At 46.4% G+C, this 15,608-nt stretch carries 14 protein-coding genes; 8 read left to right on the top strand and 6 right to left on the bottom strand.

Going from position 1 to position 15,608, the window contains the following annotated elements; genetic code table 11:
* The first annotated feature begins 43 nt into the window (after nucleotides 1–43).
* The 4 genes from IH879_03350 (at nucleotide 44) to IH879_03335 (ending at nucleotide 5,475) form a co-directional block, all read left to right on the top strand.
* Nucleotides 44–1,540, top strand: a complete 1,497-nt coding sequence (locus IH879_03350; GenBank protein MCH7673967.1) for an APC family permease — start codon at nucleotides 44–46, stop codon at nucleotides 1,538–1,540.
* Nucleotides 1,541–1,686: 146 nt separating this feature from the next.
* Nucleotides 1,687–2,043: a GxxExxY protein gene (locus IH879_03345; protein MCH7673966.1), complete on the top strand. Its 357-nt coding sequence runs from the start codon at nucleotides 1,687–1,689 to the stop codon at nucleotides 2,041–2,043.
* A gap of 177 nt (nucleotides 2,044–2,220) precedes the next feature.
* A complete protein-coding gene (locus tag IH879_03340; protein MCH7673965.1) occupies nucleotides 2,221–3,678 on the top strand; it encodes an aldo/keto reductase in 1,458 nt (485 codons plus the stop codon).
* 342 nt (nucleotides 3,679–4,020) lie between these two features.
* Entirely contained in the window at nucleotides 4,021–5,475 is a 1,455-nt protein-coding gene (locus tag IH879_03335) for a bifunctional metallophosphatase/5'-nucleotidase (protein ID MCH7673964.1), read from the top strand.
* A gap of 54 nt (nucleotides 5,476–5,529) precedes the next feature.
* Here IH879_03335 and IH879_03330 read toward each other — a convergent pair whose 3' ends face one another.
* The 3 genes from IH879_03330 to IH879_03320 all read right to left on the bottom strand — a co-directional run bounded on the left by IH879_03330 (nucleotide 5,530) and on the right by IH879_03320 (nucleotide 7,912).
* Nucleotides 5,530–7,140 (bottom strand): hypothetical protein, encoded by a 1,611-nt coding sequence (locus IH879_03330; GenBank protein ID MCH7673963.1) that lies wholly within the window; start codon nucleotides 7,138–7,140, stop codon nucleotides 5,530–5,532.
* A gap of 61 nt (nucleotides 7,141–7,201) precedes the next feature.
* A complete protein-coding gene (locus IH879_03325; GenBank protein MCH7673962.1) occupies nucleotides 7,202–7,393 on the bottom strand; it encodes a hypothetical protein in 192 nt (63 codons plus the stop codon).
* Nucleotides 7,394–7,480: 87 nt separating this feature from the next.
* On the bottom strand, nucleotides 7,481–7,912 hold the full coding sequence (locus IH879_03320) for a hypothetical protein (GenBank protein MCH7673961.1): 432 nt from the start codon (nucleotides 7,910–7,912) through the stop codon (nucleotides 7,481–7,483).
* Nucleotides 7,913–8,298: 386 nt separating this feature from the next.
* On the opposite strand from IH879_03320, the gene IH879_03315 reads away from it, so the two are divergent.
* The 4 genes from IH879_03315 (at nucleotide 8,299) to IH879_03300 (ending at nucleotide 10,765) form a co-directional block, all read left to right on the top strand.
* Nucleotides 8,299–9,354 (top strand): alanine--glyoxylate aminotransferase family protein, encoded by a 1,056-nt coding sequence (locus IH879_03315; protein ID MCH7673960.1) that lies wholly within the window; start codon nucleotides 8,299–8,301, stop codon nucleotides 9,352–9,354.
* A 70-nt stretch (nucleotides 9,355–9,424) separates the two neighbouring features.
* The gene (locus IH879_03310) at nucleotides 9,425–9,610 is read left to right on the top strand and encodes a CPXCG motif-containing cysteine-rich protein (protein MCH7673959.1); all 186 of its coding nucleotides are present in this window, start codon (nucleotides 9,425–9,427) and stop codon (nucleotides 9,608–9,610) included.
* Between the two features lie 31 nt (nucleotides 9,611–9,641).
* Nucleotides 9,642–10,073, top strand: a complete 432-nt coding sequence (locus tag IH879_03305; GenBank protein ID MCH7673958.1) for an acyl-CoA thioesterase — start codon at nucleotides 9,642–9,644, stop codon at nucleotides 10,071–10,073.
* 65 nt (nucleotides 10,074–10,138) lie between these two features.
* Nucleotides 10,139–10,765 (top strand): queuosine precursor transporter, encoded by a 627-nt coding sequence (locus tag IH879_03300; protein ID MCH7673957.1) that lies wholly within the window; start codon nucleotides 10,139–10,141, stop codon nucleotides 10,763–10,765.
* Between the two features lie 236 nt (nucleotides 10,766–11,001).
* On the opposite strand, the gene IH879_03295 is transcribed toward IH879_03300, so the two are convergent.
* The 3 genes from IH879_03295 to IH879_03285 all read right to left on the bottom strand — a co-directional run bounded on the left by IH879_03295 (nucleotide 11,002) and on the right by IH879_03285 (nucleotide 15,563).
* The gene (locus IH879_03295; protein ID MCH7673956.1) at nucleotides 11,002–11,370 is read right to left on the bottom strand and encodes a response regulator; all 369 of its coding nucleotides are present in this window, start codon (nucleotides 11,368–11,370) and stop codon (nucleotides 11,002–11,004) included.
* Between the two features lie 473 nt (nucleotides 11,371–11,843).
* Entirely contained in the window at nucleotides 11,844–14,330 is a 2,487-nt protein-coding gene (locus IH879_03290) for a T9SS type A sorting domain-containing protein (GenBank protein MCH7673955.1), read from the bottom strand.
* Nucleotides 14,331–14,453: 123 nt separating this feature from the next.
* Nucleotides 14,454–15,563 (bottom strand): DUF3570 domain-containing protein, encoded by a 1,110-nt coding sequence (locus IH879_03285; protein ID MCH7673954.1) that lies wholly within the window; start codon nucleotides 15,561–15,563, stop codon nucleotides 14,454–14,456.
* Nucleotides 15,564–15,608: the final 45 nt, after the last annotated feature.

Raw genomic sequence — 15,608 nt, 5'->3', positions numbered from 1 at the left:
GCGCAGCGCCCCTACTACTGCAGCAAAATAGGTAAATCAATCCATGGATAAAGCCTCAGAAACAACCACAACCGGCCTGGCCCGCAACCTGGGCCTACTCGGCCTGGCCGCCACGGGCATCTGTTCCATGCTGGGCGCGGCCATCAACATTATTCCGTTCATGATCCAGCGCAGCGTGCCGGGCATCGGGCCGTATGTTTTACCGGCCTACCTGTTCGCGGCAGTCCCGGCCATTCTGGCGGCGCTGGCCTATGCTATTCTGGCTTCGGCCATGCCCCGGGCCGGCGGCAGCTACGTTTATGCCAGCCGGGCGCTTAATCCGTATCTCGGATTTGTCGCCAGCTTTTCCCAGTGGTTCGGGCTTTCCATCGCCATCGGTGTGGTTTCGTATGTCATCGTGCCATTTCTGCGCGACTTCGTTGCTGCAGTCGGCTGGCAGACTTTGGCAGATACCCTTGAGTCGGGACCCCTCCGGCTGATTTTGCCGTTAATCTTTCTGTGGACTTTTGTCGGTGTAAACCTGCGCGGGGCGAAATTGTATCAGCGCACTCTCATCCCCATGATGTTTCTCATGTTCGCCCTGGGTGGCGTCGTTATTGTGGCGGGCTTCATGTTCGACCACAACGATTTTGCCGCAGCGTTGCTCGAGCGGGAGGGTCGCACCATTCCTGCTAGCGGCATAGGGCCGCTGCAGTTTAGTACTTATCTGGCAGCAGCAGCCATTCTTTTTTCGAGCTTTATTGGCTTCGACTCCATCGCCCAGGCCGGCGGTGAGGCAAAGAACCCGGGCCGTACCCTGCCGTTGGCTATCGGAATTGCCGTATTGACAGTCGGGACATTTTACTTCTTGTTCACAGCAGCGATTTATCATGCGGTGCCGTGGCAATACATCGCCGAGCAGGCCATGATCAAGGATATTACCGCACCCGGACTTCTGGGCTACCTGCTGCCGACAGGTTGGACCGTGGCAATCCTCGCAGGGGCGGCGGTTGCGCTGATCAACGATCTGCCGGCAATGCTGCTGGCGGTCTCGCGGCTGATGTTTGCCTGGGCAGGAGACGGCATCTTCCCAAAGCGTGTGGCCAAGGTTCACCCAACAAGACACACGCCAACCCTCGCCATCATCCTCAGCGGCATCATGGCCTCGCTAGGCATCCTGGGTAGTCACCTGGCAGGTGATTTTTTTCTCGGTGTGGACATCCTGGTGACTTCAATGCTGGTGAATTTTCTGTTGATGTGCCTTTCCGTGCTCTGGCTGCCAAAAAGGAACCCGGAAATTGCCAGAGATGTACGGGTTGTTTCGAACCGCAAAATTCAGATACCGCTGGCGTTGTTAGGTGCGATCATGCTTGGCGGATTTCTGGTCGTTCATATTTGGAAGGACCTTTCTGCTTCCGTCAGTGCCTGGTATTTTCACTCAACGCCGGTTTGGCTAATCGTGATGGCCATCGCCACCGGAATTTATCTGCGCGAGCTGCGCAGCCTGCGTCAAAGCGGGGTCGATGTGAAAGCCATATTTTCCAAGCTGCCACCAGAGTAATCTTATGAATATGAATGACCATTCACTTTGGCGATTTTTCTGTGGTGAAAATAATTCCCACCGAAGCACACCGAAATTCACAGAGGGTCACCGAATTTTTTTTAAAATTAATGTATCTCATTTGGGTTGTGAGGAGGGGTTGAATTATGGAATATATTCTCTACAAAAGGCTGTCGGATGAAACCATAGGTGCTTGTATTGAAGTGCACAAACTCATGGGACAAAATCTTAGTGAAAAAATTTATGAAGCCTGTGTCCTAAAAGAACTCGAAAAGCGAGGTTATCACGCAGAAAGACAAAAATGGATCGATATCTTTTTCAAAGGTGAAAAGCTTGAAGAAAAGTACAGAATAGACATTTTGGTTGCAAACAAACTTATTGTTGAATTTAAGACAGTGCCAGATTTAAACGATTCTCACATCCGGCAACTTCTTACTTATTTAGAAGCAAGTATTTATGAAGCCTGCCCTGAGCGAAGTCGAAAGGGTTGGTTATGTTGTTAACTTCTCACGCCGCAGTTTGCAATTTAAACGTTTGATTCTTCAAAATGACTTTAAAAAATATAAGCCGGTTTAATTCGGTGAGTTTCGGTGCATTCGGCGCAATTCGGTGGAAAAAGTATTTGTTTAGGTTAGCGAATGATTCTGTTTACATGATTACTTCAACTTGTCATCTTTTATATGAGTAAAAAAATAGAAAGATGTGACATAGCACCGGACTTCAGCATTTCCCGCATCCTGACCGGACTGTGGCAAATTGCAGATTTGGAAAGAGAGGGCAAAAAGCTAGATCTTAAGGCGACTGCCGCGGCAATGCAGCCCTATGTCGATGCCGGCCTGACTACATTTGACATGGCCGACCATTACGGTTCCGCAGAAGAGATCGCCGGCATTTTTCAAAAACAAAATGAGCCGGGGGCGGTGCAGCTTTTGACAAAATGGGTGCCAAAGCCCGGGCCTGTAACAAGAGACGAAGTAAAGGCCGCCGTGCAGCGCTCCCTCGACCGGATGCAAACCGACCGGCTTGACTTGTTGCAATTCCATGCCTGGAACTATGCCGATCCGGGCTGGCTGGATTGCCTGTTTTGGCTGCAGGAGCTCAAGGAAGAAGGCTTAATTCGTTATTTGGGTTTGACCAACGTCGACACTGCTCACCTGCGGATTGTCATTCATAGCGGCATCGAAGTCGTATCAAATCAAGTCTGCTTCTCCCTGCTCGATCAACGCGCCTGCAATGGCATGACTGAACTTTGCCAAAAGCATGGCGTCAAACTGCTGGCATTTGGAACGGTCGCCGGCGGCTTTCTAACCGAGCGCTGGCTGGGTAAACCGGAGCCGGACTGGCACAAACTCGAGACCTGGTCGCAAATGAAATACGGCCGATTTATCAAAGCAGCAGGCGGGTGGACGGTTTTTCAGGAGTTGCTTCGCACTGTGGAAAGCGTGGCGAAAAGAGACGGCGTCTCGATGGCCAACGTCGCCTCCCGCTACATTCTTGAGCAGCCTGCCGTCGGGGGCGTTATCATCGGTGCGCGCCTTGGGAAGAGTGACCATATCCAGGACAACCTGCGTCTGTTCGGGTTCTCCCTGGATAAAACAAGCCGCAGGGAAATTGATGAGGCTCTGGCAAAACTGCAGCCGATTCCCGGTGACTGCGGCGATGAATATCGTAAGCCGCCGTTTCTGACGGCGTCGGGGGATTTAAGCCACCACATCGAGTCGATTCCGCCACCTTACAAAGCACAAGCCGGAGGGGACGGTCGCAGCAAAGTGTTGAGTGGAACGGTTTGGGAGGATCTCGCCGGTTTCAGCCGGGCGGTTCGCCATGGCAAGAGAATCCTGGTTTCCGGCACCACCGCCACCCAAGGTGACCGGGCAATCGGCGGCAGGGATCCGGCAGCGCAAACGCACTTTGTCATCGATAAAATCGAGGGGGCGCTAAATTCCCTTGGCGGGCAGCTGAAGGACGTGGTCCGCACCCGGATATATGTGCAGAATGTCTCCGACTGGGAAGCGGTGGCTCGTGTTCACGGCGAGCGGTTTCGGGACATCCAACCAGCAAATACGCTGGTACAGGCCGGGATTATCGGGGATGAGTATTTGGTCGAGATGGAGGTGGAGGCTGTTGTTACTGATTAAAAGAAGCAGAGCTTCCAGGCAATTGCGTTCCCAAGCGGAGCTTGGGAATGAGGCAGGTGGATACTTTTCACACACTCTGGAGAACTTGGGAACAAGAGGGGATAAATGATTTTTGACGACCAAGACAAGCTAAAGCTTGAACTACAAACTTGAACTCCAAATGTTGCGGAGTGCGACCCCGTCCCGACTTTCCTTAAATAATATAATAATGAAGTCGGGAAGGAGGCGCACGAAGCCCGCGCAGGATCCCTCGCCCCGACATTCCTTTTAAAAATATAATAATGAATTCGGGGCGAGGAGCCGGAGCGGCCCTAAATAGACACCAAAATCAAAGGTTAAAGTATGAAACGCAAATGGCTTATTACCTTCAGTATCATTCTACTGATATTATCCTGTTCTGATCAAAAGTCAATACTCAAGGGTCGCAGGGAAGAAACCGATGACGTTCGCCAAATCATTCTTTTGTATACGAACGATGAACACGGCTGGATGGAGGGTACAGAAGGTTTTGGCGGCGCCGCTGAAATGATGGGCGTTTGGCAGCAAAAGGAAGGGTATTCGTCGGATGGACCATTTCTCATCTTAAGCGGCGGCGACAATTGGACCGGTCCGGCAATTTCAACGGCATTCAAAGGAGAGTCGATGGTGGATGTCATGAATGCTATGGAATACACCGCCACCGCTATCGGCAACCATGAATTCGATTTTAAAGTTGCGGGCTTGAAAGAGAGGATTTCGCAGGCTAATTTTCTTTTTCTATCCGCTAATATCAGGGAAAAGCAAACGGGTGACCTTGCTGATTTTGCCCAGCCGTATGTTATCAAAGAAGTGAACGGGATTAAGGTCGGGCTCATTGGCTTAACAACGACGAGTACACCTGTTACCACGTTTCCGGACAATGTTGCGGATTACGATTTTATCCCTTACAAAACTGCTTTAGAGGAAGTTGTTCCAAAGGTTAAAAATGATGGCGCAGAACTGCTCGTCGTTATTGGTCATATTTGCCATACTGAAATGACAGAGTTGGTGCCGGTTGCAACTCGATTGGGGATTTCCGTTATTGGTGGAGGTCACTGTAATGAGCTCATTGGCGAAGTCAGGGACGGTGTTGCTATTATAGAAGGCGGTGCCTTCATGAGAAATTATGCAAAGGTTAAAATTGCCTTCGACACCGTTGCTCACAGGGTTGTTAACATGGAGCCGACTACCCACGACAATGTGGGTGGCTCGCCGGTTCCGAATATTGCAGCCGTGGTTTCTAATTGGAAGTCAAAAGTGGACGCGGAATTTTCGCAAGTCATTGGGTATGTAAACCAGGCCGTTGAACAGCGGTCCAACGCTATGTTTAACATGATTACAGATTCGTGGCTTATCTCTTTCCCAACCGCTGATGTCTCATTGACAAACAGGGGGGGCATTCGGCAGACGATTCCAGGGGGAAATATTACATCAGCGACCCTATTGGGTGTCTTACCCTTCGATAACTTTTTACTTGAATTAGATTTGACCGGTGCTCAATTAGTAGAAGATATCGGTAATCTGGTGATGGGGGGCATGACATCAATTGGCGGGCACCGCTTATCCGACGGCACTCCGATTCATCCGGATTCTACTTATCGTGTGTTGACCACGGATTTCCTGTATTCTTTGCCGACCCTGAATTTCAAACTCCATGATTCGGAGCCGGTTGAGCTATCCATAAACTATCGTCAACCGGTCATCGACTGGATTAAGTCTCTTAACACTTCACAGGAGAATCCACTCGATAAGTATCTGGAGCATGAATCAAGACGGTAAAATTCCTTTACTTAAACTGCCTAAAAGGGTATGCCGAGGTTCCAAGAACTCAAGTCATTTCTGAGTAAATTCCACACCCTTGACTATTTCAAATTTTGAAATCTCTACTTCAGTCTCCGGTGATACGAAGATACCTACTTGCCCGGACACAAGTTCTTCTCCTGTATGCCATCGGAAAACTTGCTTTTGATTCGCATAGAGTTCAATGAAGGGGCCGGAGCATTTTACTTCCAGTTGAATCTCCTGAAAGTTGCCTTGAATCGAATCAAAGTTTATGGGAATTCTCGTAACAAGCTCTTTTCGAAAACCGGAGTATTTTTGCAACAAGAACTCCTTTTGTTTAAATAAGGATAATAGGTAATAAATCTCATAGGGGCTATCTTGCATCGCTTTATATCCTACGATCACACCGAATCTGCCGGCTGCATTGTCGTTTCTAATGCGCGCTTCCATCCGGACCATAAAATCGCTTAGAGCTGTGGTTTGATAGAGAGCTTTTTTGATATTCGGAGTTGCTAAAAAAGTGATTTTCTCATCTTTAATTTGGTAATCGGATTCTCGCAGGTGTTTTAGATTCCATTGGTCACTTAAAGAGGGTGAGACCAGGATTGGCGGGTCTGGTCCCGGCGCCTTCGTTTTAACCGCCACAGGATTTGCAGACTCATTCGGTTTGATGTTGGGCTTTTCTTCTTCCACTATTTGTTGGGCAGGCTCGGGGGTAGTTAGTTCAATTTTGTTATTTTCGATTTCTTCAATCGGTGGGTCTTCTTTTTCAAACCCAGGTGGGTCATTTATTTGAATTGCCTGTGCTTGTGCAATTGCTTGTTCAGGCAGATCATCCTTGTTATTATAAAAAACAAGTGTTGCGCTTAGCATAAGCAAAAATAGCACGAGCGCCGGTACCCACGCCTTCTGATTAAAAAACCCAGCCTTGGGTCGAATCGGCTGACCGGGGGTGAAATTAACCCGAACCACCTGAACATTGATTTTCTCCGCATGACCTTTTTCTTGAATTAATTCAGTCACTTTTCTGCAGGCGTCCCCTGGACTATTCCGTAAAACGATTCTTCTAACCAAATGATGATTCACGTTGGTGAGCGGATTTGTGCACAGCAAGTAGGAATCCCCGGCTTTTAACGCGATGTACCGGTTGAAATGAACATTGATTTTTGCTCCCAAACCGAGTGCGAAACTTTGCTTCCCGCCAACCCCAATATCATCGCTGGTCAGTCTCTCAAGCTTGTCCTTTGTAACACGATAGACGTGATTATCACCAACTTGAGCGATATAACCCCGCTCATCTGTGAGCACCAGAACTGTACATTTTACCCCGAATTGGTGTTTCTGATCTTTATCGTTTGAGAGTTCATTGACCAGGGTATTTGCATCATGGAAAGCGTGTTTCAGGCAGGTGACAACGTCGTCAGACGGGTAGGAATAATAGACCTCTTTGAGAATATTTTCGGCGATGCCGCTTTCGCTGGTTCTTTTTTCATCCTTTGTGTTAGTCGTGCTCGCAATGATAAAGAGCTGGCCTTTGGGCGACAAAGCTTCGTGTGAAAGCTCTCCATCCAAATTGCGGTTCTGAGCATTGCGAAATTCTTTCGGGGTGTAGCTGCTAAAAGAAACAACCGCTTTGCTTTTTTTTATCTTCCATGAGAACATAATGAGCGCAATAAGTCAAGAAAAGTCTAAAATATAAATGTATCCTACCAAGCAGAATAAACTAAGTAAACTCTTTTGCCACCTCCTCATTCAAAAGCACCCAGAAAGTGTAGACTCCGAGAATGGTTCCGAACGGGATGTTAAGTAAATTTAAAGCGCCTAGAATAAGAACTAAAACCCTGGCCCAGGAATACTTTTTTAAAATTCCAAAACCGCCAATGATTCCGGGTGCAGAGATAACGAGCAGAAACATTGCCAAAGTTAAGCCTCCAGCAGTCAGCTATCAGCTTCCAGCTTCAAATTTTTTAGCTGATAGCTGAAGGCTGAGAGCTAATAGCTGTCACTTCAAAAAAGTATCGAAATTATTTACTTTCCAATCGCCGTCCATATCGACCGTGGTTAAAATCAGCTCGCGTTTGTAGTCCTCCCCGTTTTTATTTTCAATGGTTACATCGTAAAAAAAGGTAACGGAATTTTCGCTGCGGCTTTGCTTGTTAACCAATTCATAATCGAGAAAGGGTTTATGTTGAGCCAGATCCAGGTTGGGCAACATCCGGATATTCTGGGTCAGCTCGATTTCTTTATTGAGCTTATCTGTTGCCAGACCTGTGCTTAACTCCAGCGCACCCCGCTGATTCAATTCTATGAAGTAACGGAAGAGAAATTCCTCGGCCACCCCTTCGGGGGAATTGCTGTGCCCGCAGGAAATAAGACTGCCGGATAAGAAAAATGCTGAAAAAACAATTTTGGTTTTCAGACGTGATATTTTCAATTGATCTCCTTAAATGTGTGACTAAAAGTATTAATAAGTGAAAGGATAATCAAGAGAAAAGTTCGGACCACCGGTATCATTTGCTTTTGTTGACATGTTTTTTTAAATTGCTACGTTTAATTTTACAGTGTTAGCGTGTTCAGGTGTTAAAGTGTTTACGTATTTTATCAAGTTGATTAATTTCAAAATATTAGCACCTGAACACTCGAACACACAAACACGCTATTTTCTGCCAATATACCGTTATCCGGTCATTCTCGTGTTTATAACCGGGTTTGGCTTTATTTTAAAAAGTGCTTACGTTAATTATATTCAGAGGATTTGAAATGCAAAGTTTTGATGAACTAAATCCATCTCATAGACTCCTGCTCGGACCGGGACCCAGTATGGTGCATCCGCGAGTCTACCGGGCGCTTTCAACGCCAATCATTGGACACCTGGATCCGGAGTTCCTGCAAATCATGGATGACATCCAACAACTTTTACGATTCGTTTTCCAGACCAAAAATCAATTTACCATCGCTATTTCTGCCACCGGCAGCGCAGGGATGGAGTCGGCTTTCGTCAATGTGGTTGAGCCGGGAGACAGGGTCATTATCGGTGTGAACGGCGTGTTTGGAAATCGTATGTCGGATATTGTTGAGCGCTGCGGCGCAACGCCGATTCAGATTAAGAAACCCTGGGGCAAAAGCATCGACTTGCAGGAAATCGAAGACCGGTTGAAACAAGCAGGCGGTGTAAAAGCCGTGGCCCTGGTGCATGCCGAGACTTCGACCGGCGTCATGCAGCCGCTTGCGGAAGTGGGTGAGCTGTGTAAAAGGTACGGCGCGCTGCTGATTGTGGATGCGGTAACTTCGCTTGGCGGGGTGCCGGTGAAAGTGGATGACTGGCAAATTGATGTTTGTTACAGCGGCACCCAGAAATGTTTGAGTTGTCCACCTGGGCTGGCGCCGATCACCTTCAGTGACGAAGCGATGTCGATTGCAAAAAACCGCAAGACAAAAGTGCAGAGCTGGTACCTGGACACAACCATGGTTGCAGATTACTGGTCTGACAAGACCCGGGCTTATCATCACACGGCGCCGATCAGTATGAATTACGCCCTTCGCGAAGCCCTTAGACTCATTCATGAAGAGGGTCTTGAGCAGCGATTCACAAGACATAAACAAAACAGCTTGGAATTAATCAACGGGCTGCAAAAATTGGACTTGACGCCTTTTGTTGATGAAAGCATCCGTCTGCCGACGCTGAATTCAATTAAACTTCCGGCAAATTTAGAAGAGGCGAAAATCAGGAAGCGGTTGTTGGAAGAGTACAACATCGAAATCGGCGGCGGCTTAGGTGATTTGGCAGGCCGGGTTTGGCGAATCGGTTTGATGGGGGAGTCTTCTAATAAAGCAAACGTGGTTTATTTACTGGCGTCACTGGAAGAACTTTTGTAAATAGGTCATAAAATTTCGGCAGGGGTCTATGACTTCGCTGATTTTGCACAAATTAGATTGAGGCTTTTACGTGCAAGATACCATAGAAATCTTTTGTCCTCATTGCGGCGAACCGAACGAAATTTTCATTGATTATTCCGGCGGCATTTCCCAGAAATATGAAGAGGATTGCCAGGTCTGCTGCCGACCATGGGAAGTCCGGGTAGAATTGATCGAGGATACTGCGAATGTAACCGTTAGCAAAAGTAATGAGTAACACAGCCGACCGGCCCTCTCCCCACAAACCAATGCAAGAAATTTTGAAACACTATTCCGTGACCATTGAGACTCCGGTTGCCTGGGGTGAAATGGACGCCTTTCAGCACGTCAACAATATTGTTTACTTTCGCTATTTTGAAAGCGCGCGTATCGCTTATTTTGAGAAAATCGGTTATTTGGAATTTATGGAAAAGACCGGCCGCGGACCCATTCTTGCCGCTACGGAAAGTAAATTTAAAATACCGCTTGCCTATCCGGATAAAGTAACGATTTGCGGCAAGGTCTCAAGCATTGAGTCGGATCGATTTGTAATGGATTATTGTGTGGTCAGTCACAAACATCAAAAAATTGCTGCCGAAGGTGAAGGTTTGATTGTGTCGTTCGATTATAAAGCCGCGAAAAAAGTCCCCATTCCCGAAGAAATTAAAGAACGGATTTTGAAATTGGAAAATCTGGCGTAGGGGCACAGAATTCTGTGCCCCTACAATTTGTTATGAAACGTTACGAACAATTATACGCCGGGTTTATGGCGGTATTCGTTACCTTTGTAGTGCTGACCAACACAGTCGGGGTGAAGCTGTTTACCGCTTTCGGAATAGTGCTGCCTGTTAGCATTATCTGGTTTCCGCTCACGTTTTTAATCACCGACATCGTTTCGGAAATGTATGGCGCCCGCCGGGCACGCTTCCTGGTGATCATGGGTTTTTGCATGAGCCTGCTGCTTTTGGCGTTTTCTTTAATTGGTATTCGTTTGCCGGTCGCCGAGTTTTATCCCCTGCAGGAAGATTACACTAACATTTTTGGCCCCATCTGGCGGTTGCTGTTTGGTTCGATGGCCGCCTATCTCCTCGCCCAGCTCATCGACGTTCGCCTCTTCCACTTCTGGAAAAAACTGACCAAAGGCAAGCACCTCTGGCTGCGCAACAACGCCTCCACAATGATTTCACAATTCATCGATACATTTACGGTCAACACGATCTTCCTTTACAAAAACCCCACCATTTTCACCGGTGACTTCAGCGATTTGATGGGGGTTATTTTAGGTGTTTACATTTTGAAAGTCGCTATCGCTGCTTTGGACACGCCGCTGTGCTATTTGGGGGTGTGGTTTGTGGAAAGGATGACCGGTGTAAAGGGAGAGGATATTTCATAGGCAAAAAAGTATTAACCACGAATTCGAACAAATGAACACAAATATAAAAATGAGTGTTGATAAAATAGTTTAAGGATTAGTTCGGCTAAGCAGAGCTTGAATTTGAAAGAGTAGTCTTTTAATTCGTGCTTATATGTGTTCATTCGTGGTTAAGTCAGGAATTTATAAAGAAGGCCCGAATCAGAATGACCCAGGCCTTTGACTTAATGGGGTTCCCAGAAAACTTTAAGGTCGCTTTAGCTCAGGCACTCCTCAACTAATGGCAGAAATTTCTCTTTCTCCAGAGGTTTGCCCATAAACGCAAAGCCTCTTTTTTTTGCGTTCAATTCATTTTTAGTTTCACCGCTAATGATTATGACAGGGACGTGCTTCCTGGTTGATTGCTGAATTTTCAGGCACAAATCAATGCCGTTACTGCAGCAAGGCAAATTAAAATCGGAAATGATTAATTCCGGCACAGTATTCTTGGTTGCTGATATCGCTTCTGCTGAAGAGGCACAAAAGTGAACAGAGTAACCGTTATTTCCCATAAACCTTTTAATAATACTCCCAATCACCGGTTCATCATCAATAACCAGAATTGTTTTGTTTTCTTTGTTGTGCACGTTTACCTCCGTTTTGGAAAAAACCAAATTTTCTCCGACCTTTTTCCGCCATCCACCACATCGTTCAGTCCCTTTGAGCCCCAACCCACTTTCGTAACCTGTGTCCGGTCTATTAACAAGTTATCAACATGTTATGAACAATACACATGTATAATAAAAGCAACAAATTAGTAAAAAACGAAAATCATTCTTTATCCTTAAAACGCACTTTATTTAGGCGTCAGTTTATTTTTGAAAATGTGAAATTTTCTAGGTTATTCACATTTAACTCACACGATTATATTGTGTAATTAATTGATTAAACATAACTTATATTAGGAAATATTCAAAACAAATTTTCATTAAAAAGCATTAAATAAACAAGGCCCGGATCGGGAAGACCCGGACCTCTGGCTCAATTAGGGGGTGGGACTCTGAGATGCTCTTCAGCCAGTAAACCTTGCAGGTCTTTAAGACCTGCAAGGTTTTTTATATCACTTCATTAAAATGAGCTTTTTGATTGCAACAAATTCCCCGGCATTAAGCTGGTAGAAATAAAGTCCGCTGGAAACCTGTAACCCCAAATTATCTTTGCCATTCCAGGTTACCGAATGGCGTCCCGGAGGGAGCTGGCCGTTGACTAATTCCCTCACAGTCTGACCAAGAACATTGAACACTTTCAAAGTAACGTCTTCAAATGTTTCTCCGGGTACGCCAAACTCGATAGTAGTGGAAGGGTTAAATGGATTTGGAAAATTTTGAGATAAGGTATATTCTTCTGGTATTTGAACTTCATTCTCTAAACTTGCGGGTGGATTTGCGGGATCGTAATTTGCTTCCCGCAGCCAAAGCCGGGAAATCATGGCATCCCCGTCACCAGCGGATTTGGAGATTTTAAGTTCTATCTCACCATCGGAATAAGTTTCCCTCGGAAGCGCTGACCAGTCGACTTCCATTTGCCCGGCCGGTAGTTCAAAATCGGGTGTGATTAAGCTACCGTCGGCCGTAATCCGTTGCTTCAGATAAGTACCCGCCTTGTTGTAAAACTCAGCTCTTATCTCGTATTCAGCCGTCGGGTTTAACTTCGTAAACCGGTAAATCACTTCCGAGGGATGTTTCGCGATTGTCTCCAAAGGGCTATTGCCCCATGCGCTGCTACGCACACCTTGCACTAAATGCGCATCATGATAAATGTCCGAACCACTGTCATCTGAGTAGTAGAGCGGCAGGTAAAATGGCGGCGTTTCTTTTAAAGTCGTCAAACTGCCGTAACTCGACTCTGCGGATAACTGCAGGCGGTAGTAGCCAGGCCTCGTTTGCCAACCAAGGTCGTCCCGGCGGTCCCAGGAAATTTCTTTATCTCCGGGAATCATCCAACCGAGTGGAATCTGGCGGACGGTGGCATTCGTTTTTTCATCAATTACGAAGAGAGAGAGTTTTCCATGGTCGGTTAACTTGGAGAGGACGAGCATTTGATCAAGGTTTTCGCTCAACTTCACCTTGAAATTTATCAAATCAAGGCCGAGTTGAAAACGCTCGGCGCCGGAAGTCTCCGACCATTTTTCCAGTGTGAAGGCCTGATCGTAGCCGGCCCAGTACCGTTTGTCTTCAGCCTGAACATAAACCTGCCCAAAAGTCACATGGAAGTTCATGGGGTCAATGATTGAATCTTCCGTTCCTTTGACAGACACAATTGGTTCCAAGTCTGAGGAGAGCTTTCGAAGTTCGCAGTAACTGCGATCCGAGACGTAAAGATTGCCCCAGTGATCGACGTCCAGTGAGGTGATTCGACTCTCGGTTTTAAAAGTGACTGCATTCGCCCATTCCAGACTGTTATCCAGAATATTCAATTTCACGACGCGCCGGTTGCCGGTGTCGCCGACATAAAGGCTGTTGGTGGAAAGTCCGTTAAACCTGCCAATGCCGATAGCCTTGGGTTCAAAAAAATGACCGGCAGCCGATCCGCTTGCGCCAAAGTTGTAGCGCAAAGTTGCCGCTTCTCCATCCAGTGCGAATCCGAGAATTCGATGATTTCCCGTGTCGGTCACCCAGATAATATCGTCCGAAGAATCAAATGGCGTCCCGGCGCCGTCCCAGGCGACGTCGTACGGGTGCATCATTTCATCCGAACCAAAACTAAATTGATATTTCAGTTCGGTTTGTTCTCCGGTTCCCTCTAACCTCAAAACTACGATGCGGTCGTTTCCGGTGTCCGCAACATAGACGTTGCCAATCGCGTCCCGGTCGATGCCGTGGGGACGATTGAGAGCCTCCGGGCCCGTTCCTCTGCCGTTATACGCTTTCATCCAGCCTTCGTAATCACCATAGATGATTCGATTCCAGGCCGGATCCGTCACAAGCTGGACGTAGCGCGCTGTCAAAAATGGGGCGCTGCTTAATTGAGTTACTGAAGAAAAAAGTACCCCGGCATAAGGTTTTTGGAAAAGCTGCCGGTCTAATTTTCCAAGGGTTATGGATTTGGTGACTTTATCAATTTTGTGTTCAGGGCTTAATTGCCGTTTGATGAGAGTTCTCTGGGGGGAATTGCCATCGTCACTGTAAATTTCAAACCCGGACGCTTCGAATGTGGAGACTAAACCGATGTTTGAATCTTTATTCAAGTGTTGCAATTCTGCTGTAAGTCCGGTTGATTCGACCAATTCCCATTGGCCGTTCTTTCTTTCGAATGTGAGCTCGAGGCTGTTTTCCGAAGCAGCGAATTTTCCTTGAAAGATCGCCCGTTCACCTTCGATTTGTATCTGCTCGGTCTTTAAATTTAAAGCCGGACTCAATGAATTTAGTTTGCCGGTTTTAATTTCGTGTCGTATTTGATCGACGGCAAGTTCAATCAAACCGAGGTCATCTATTTTGGGTCTGTGAAATCCGAGATCTTCCGGGCTGCTCTTTTTTAAGGAGTAAAAACCCAGGAGCGAAAAACAAAGGCCCAAAGCGATGAGAATGCGAGATGTTGATGCTTTCATAATTCGATTTCCTTTGTTTACGGGGTGAGAAAAAAAATAAATTACAATCTTTTTGAATTATGCTTTTGTTGTTTTATTAAGCTTAGAATATAGCAAAATTCCATATTATTTATTCTCACCCCCTTAATAGTTAATAATCAATCCAAACTGAAATATGTTTGCGGCAAAATCATTTGACGAAAAGTAGCGTTCGTATTTTGCCTCAAAGGTTGAGGATGACAGAAACCCTAAGAATCCATCTTTCACCAGGTCTTCCAGTTTGTACTCAATTTTAAATCCAAATAAGTGTGCGTTGAACGCCTGCAATTTGTAATCAGAGGTCATGAATGGCCTAACAGTTGAGTAACTTGTTTGATAGAAATTTGCGGCGGTTTGTAGATAATACCGATAACGGTACCGGAACAGCACTTTGTCGCTAAAATATTGATGGTAAAAGAAGCTAAGCGTGTGTGACTGCACATCCCAATTATCGCGGTAGTATCGATACTCCATATTCACAGCGGTTTGAGTTTTAAAGTAGCGATTCAACTTGAAGAAAACAGCGCCGCGTGTCCGTTCCAGGGGATGTCTTTCTAAAAAAATCTGCCCGCCGGCGTTTACCGTCCGGTAAGGATTGCTTTGAAAACCGGTTACGTAAGAGAGATCGGCGCCAATCCTGACAATCATGTTGGGGCTCAAAACCTGGGTAATTGTTGCATTAACACTGTGGGCTTCTTTGGTGTGCAGCGTATCTGTGCCCAGCGGCTTAATCTTGTCCCAAGCATAACTGTAATTTACAGCAACGTTGGTATTCCTTTGATTTAAATCCGTATTTGCTGCAATCGTCGCCATCTTGCCCAGGTAGTCGCTTTCATTACTGTAGTAGAAACTTCCGCTGACCCGGGGCAAAGAAAAGCCAGCGACGACCTCATTGCGGTCTTTGTTGAATGATTTGTTGGCCGCATTTTCATCATCCACCGGACGTGATGCGCCGGTCACTGCATCCGTTGGTGAAGGTGTTGCAGAAAGACCGCGAATGGGCGGGATGATCACCCGGTCCAAACTATAGCGCAACCTAAATTGCAGATCGCCGATTAAGCTCTTTAAAAACTCAACCGCCGGGGATTGTACGGTAGTTCCGGTGTTATCGCTAAAAAAATTTGTCCGAAAGCTGATTTTGTCTTCGGCAAACAGTATTGTTCCGGCTGATAAAAGGAGAATGATTGCTGTGGTTTTTATAATTAGCTTTTTCATGTTTTTGTGCTAGTGATATTTGTTACAAGATTTCTCCACTGCGTT

Source organism: candidate division KSB1 bacterium, assembly GCA_022562085.1.
Taxonomy (GTDB): domain Bacteria; phylum Zhuqueibacterota; class Zhuqueibacteria; order Oceanimicrobiales; family Oceanimicrobiaceae; genus Oceanimicrobium.
This window is presented reverse-complemented; position numbering and strand designations above follow the sequence as displayed.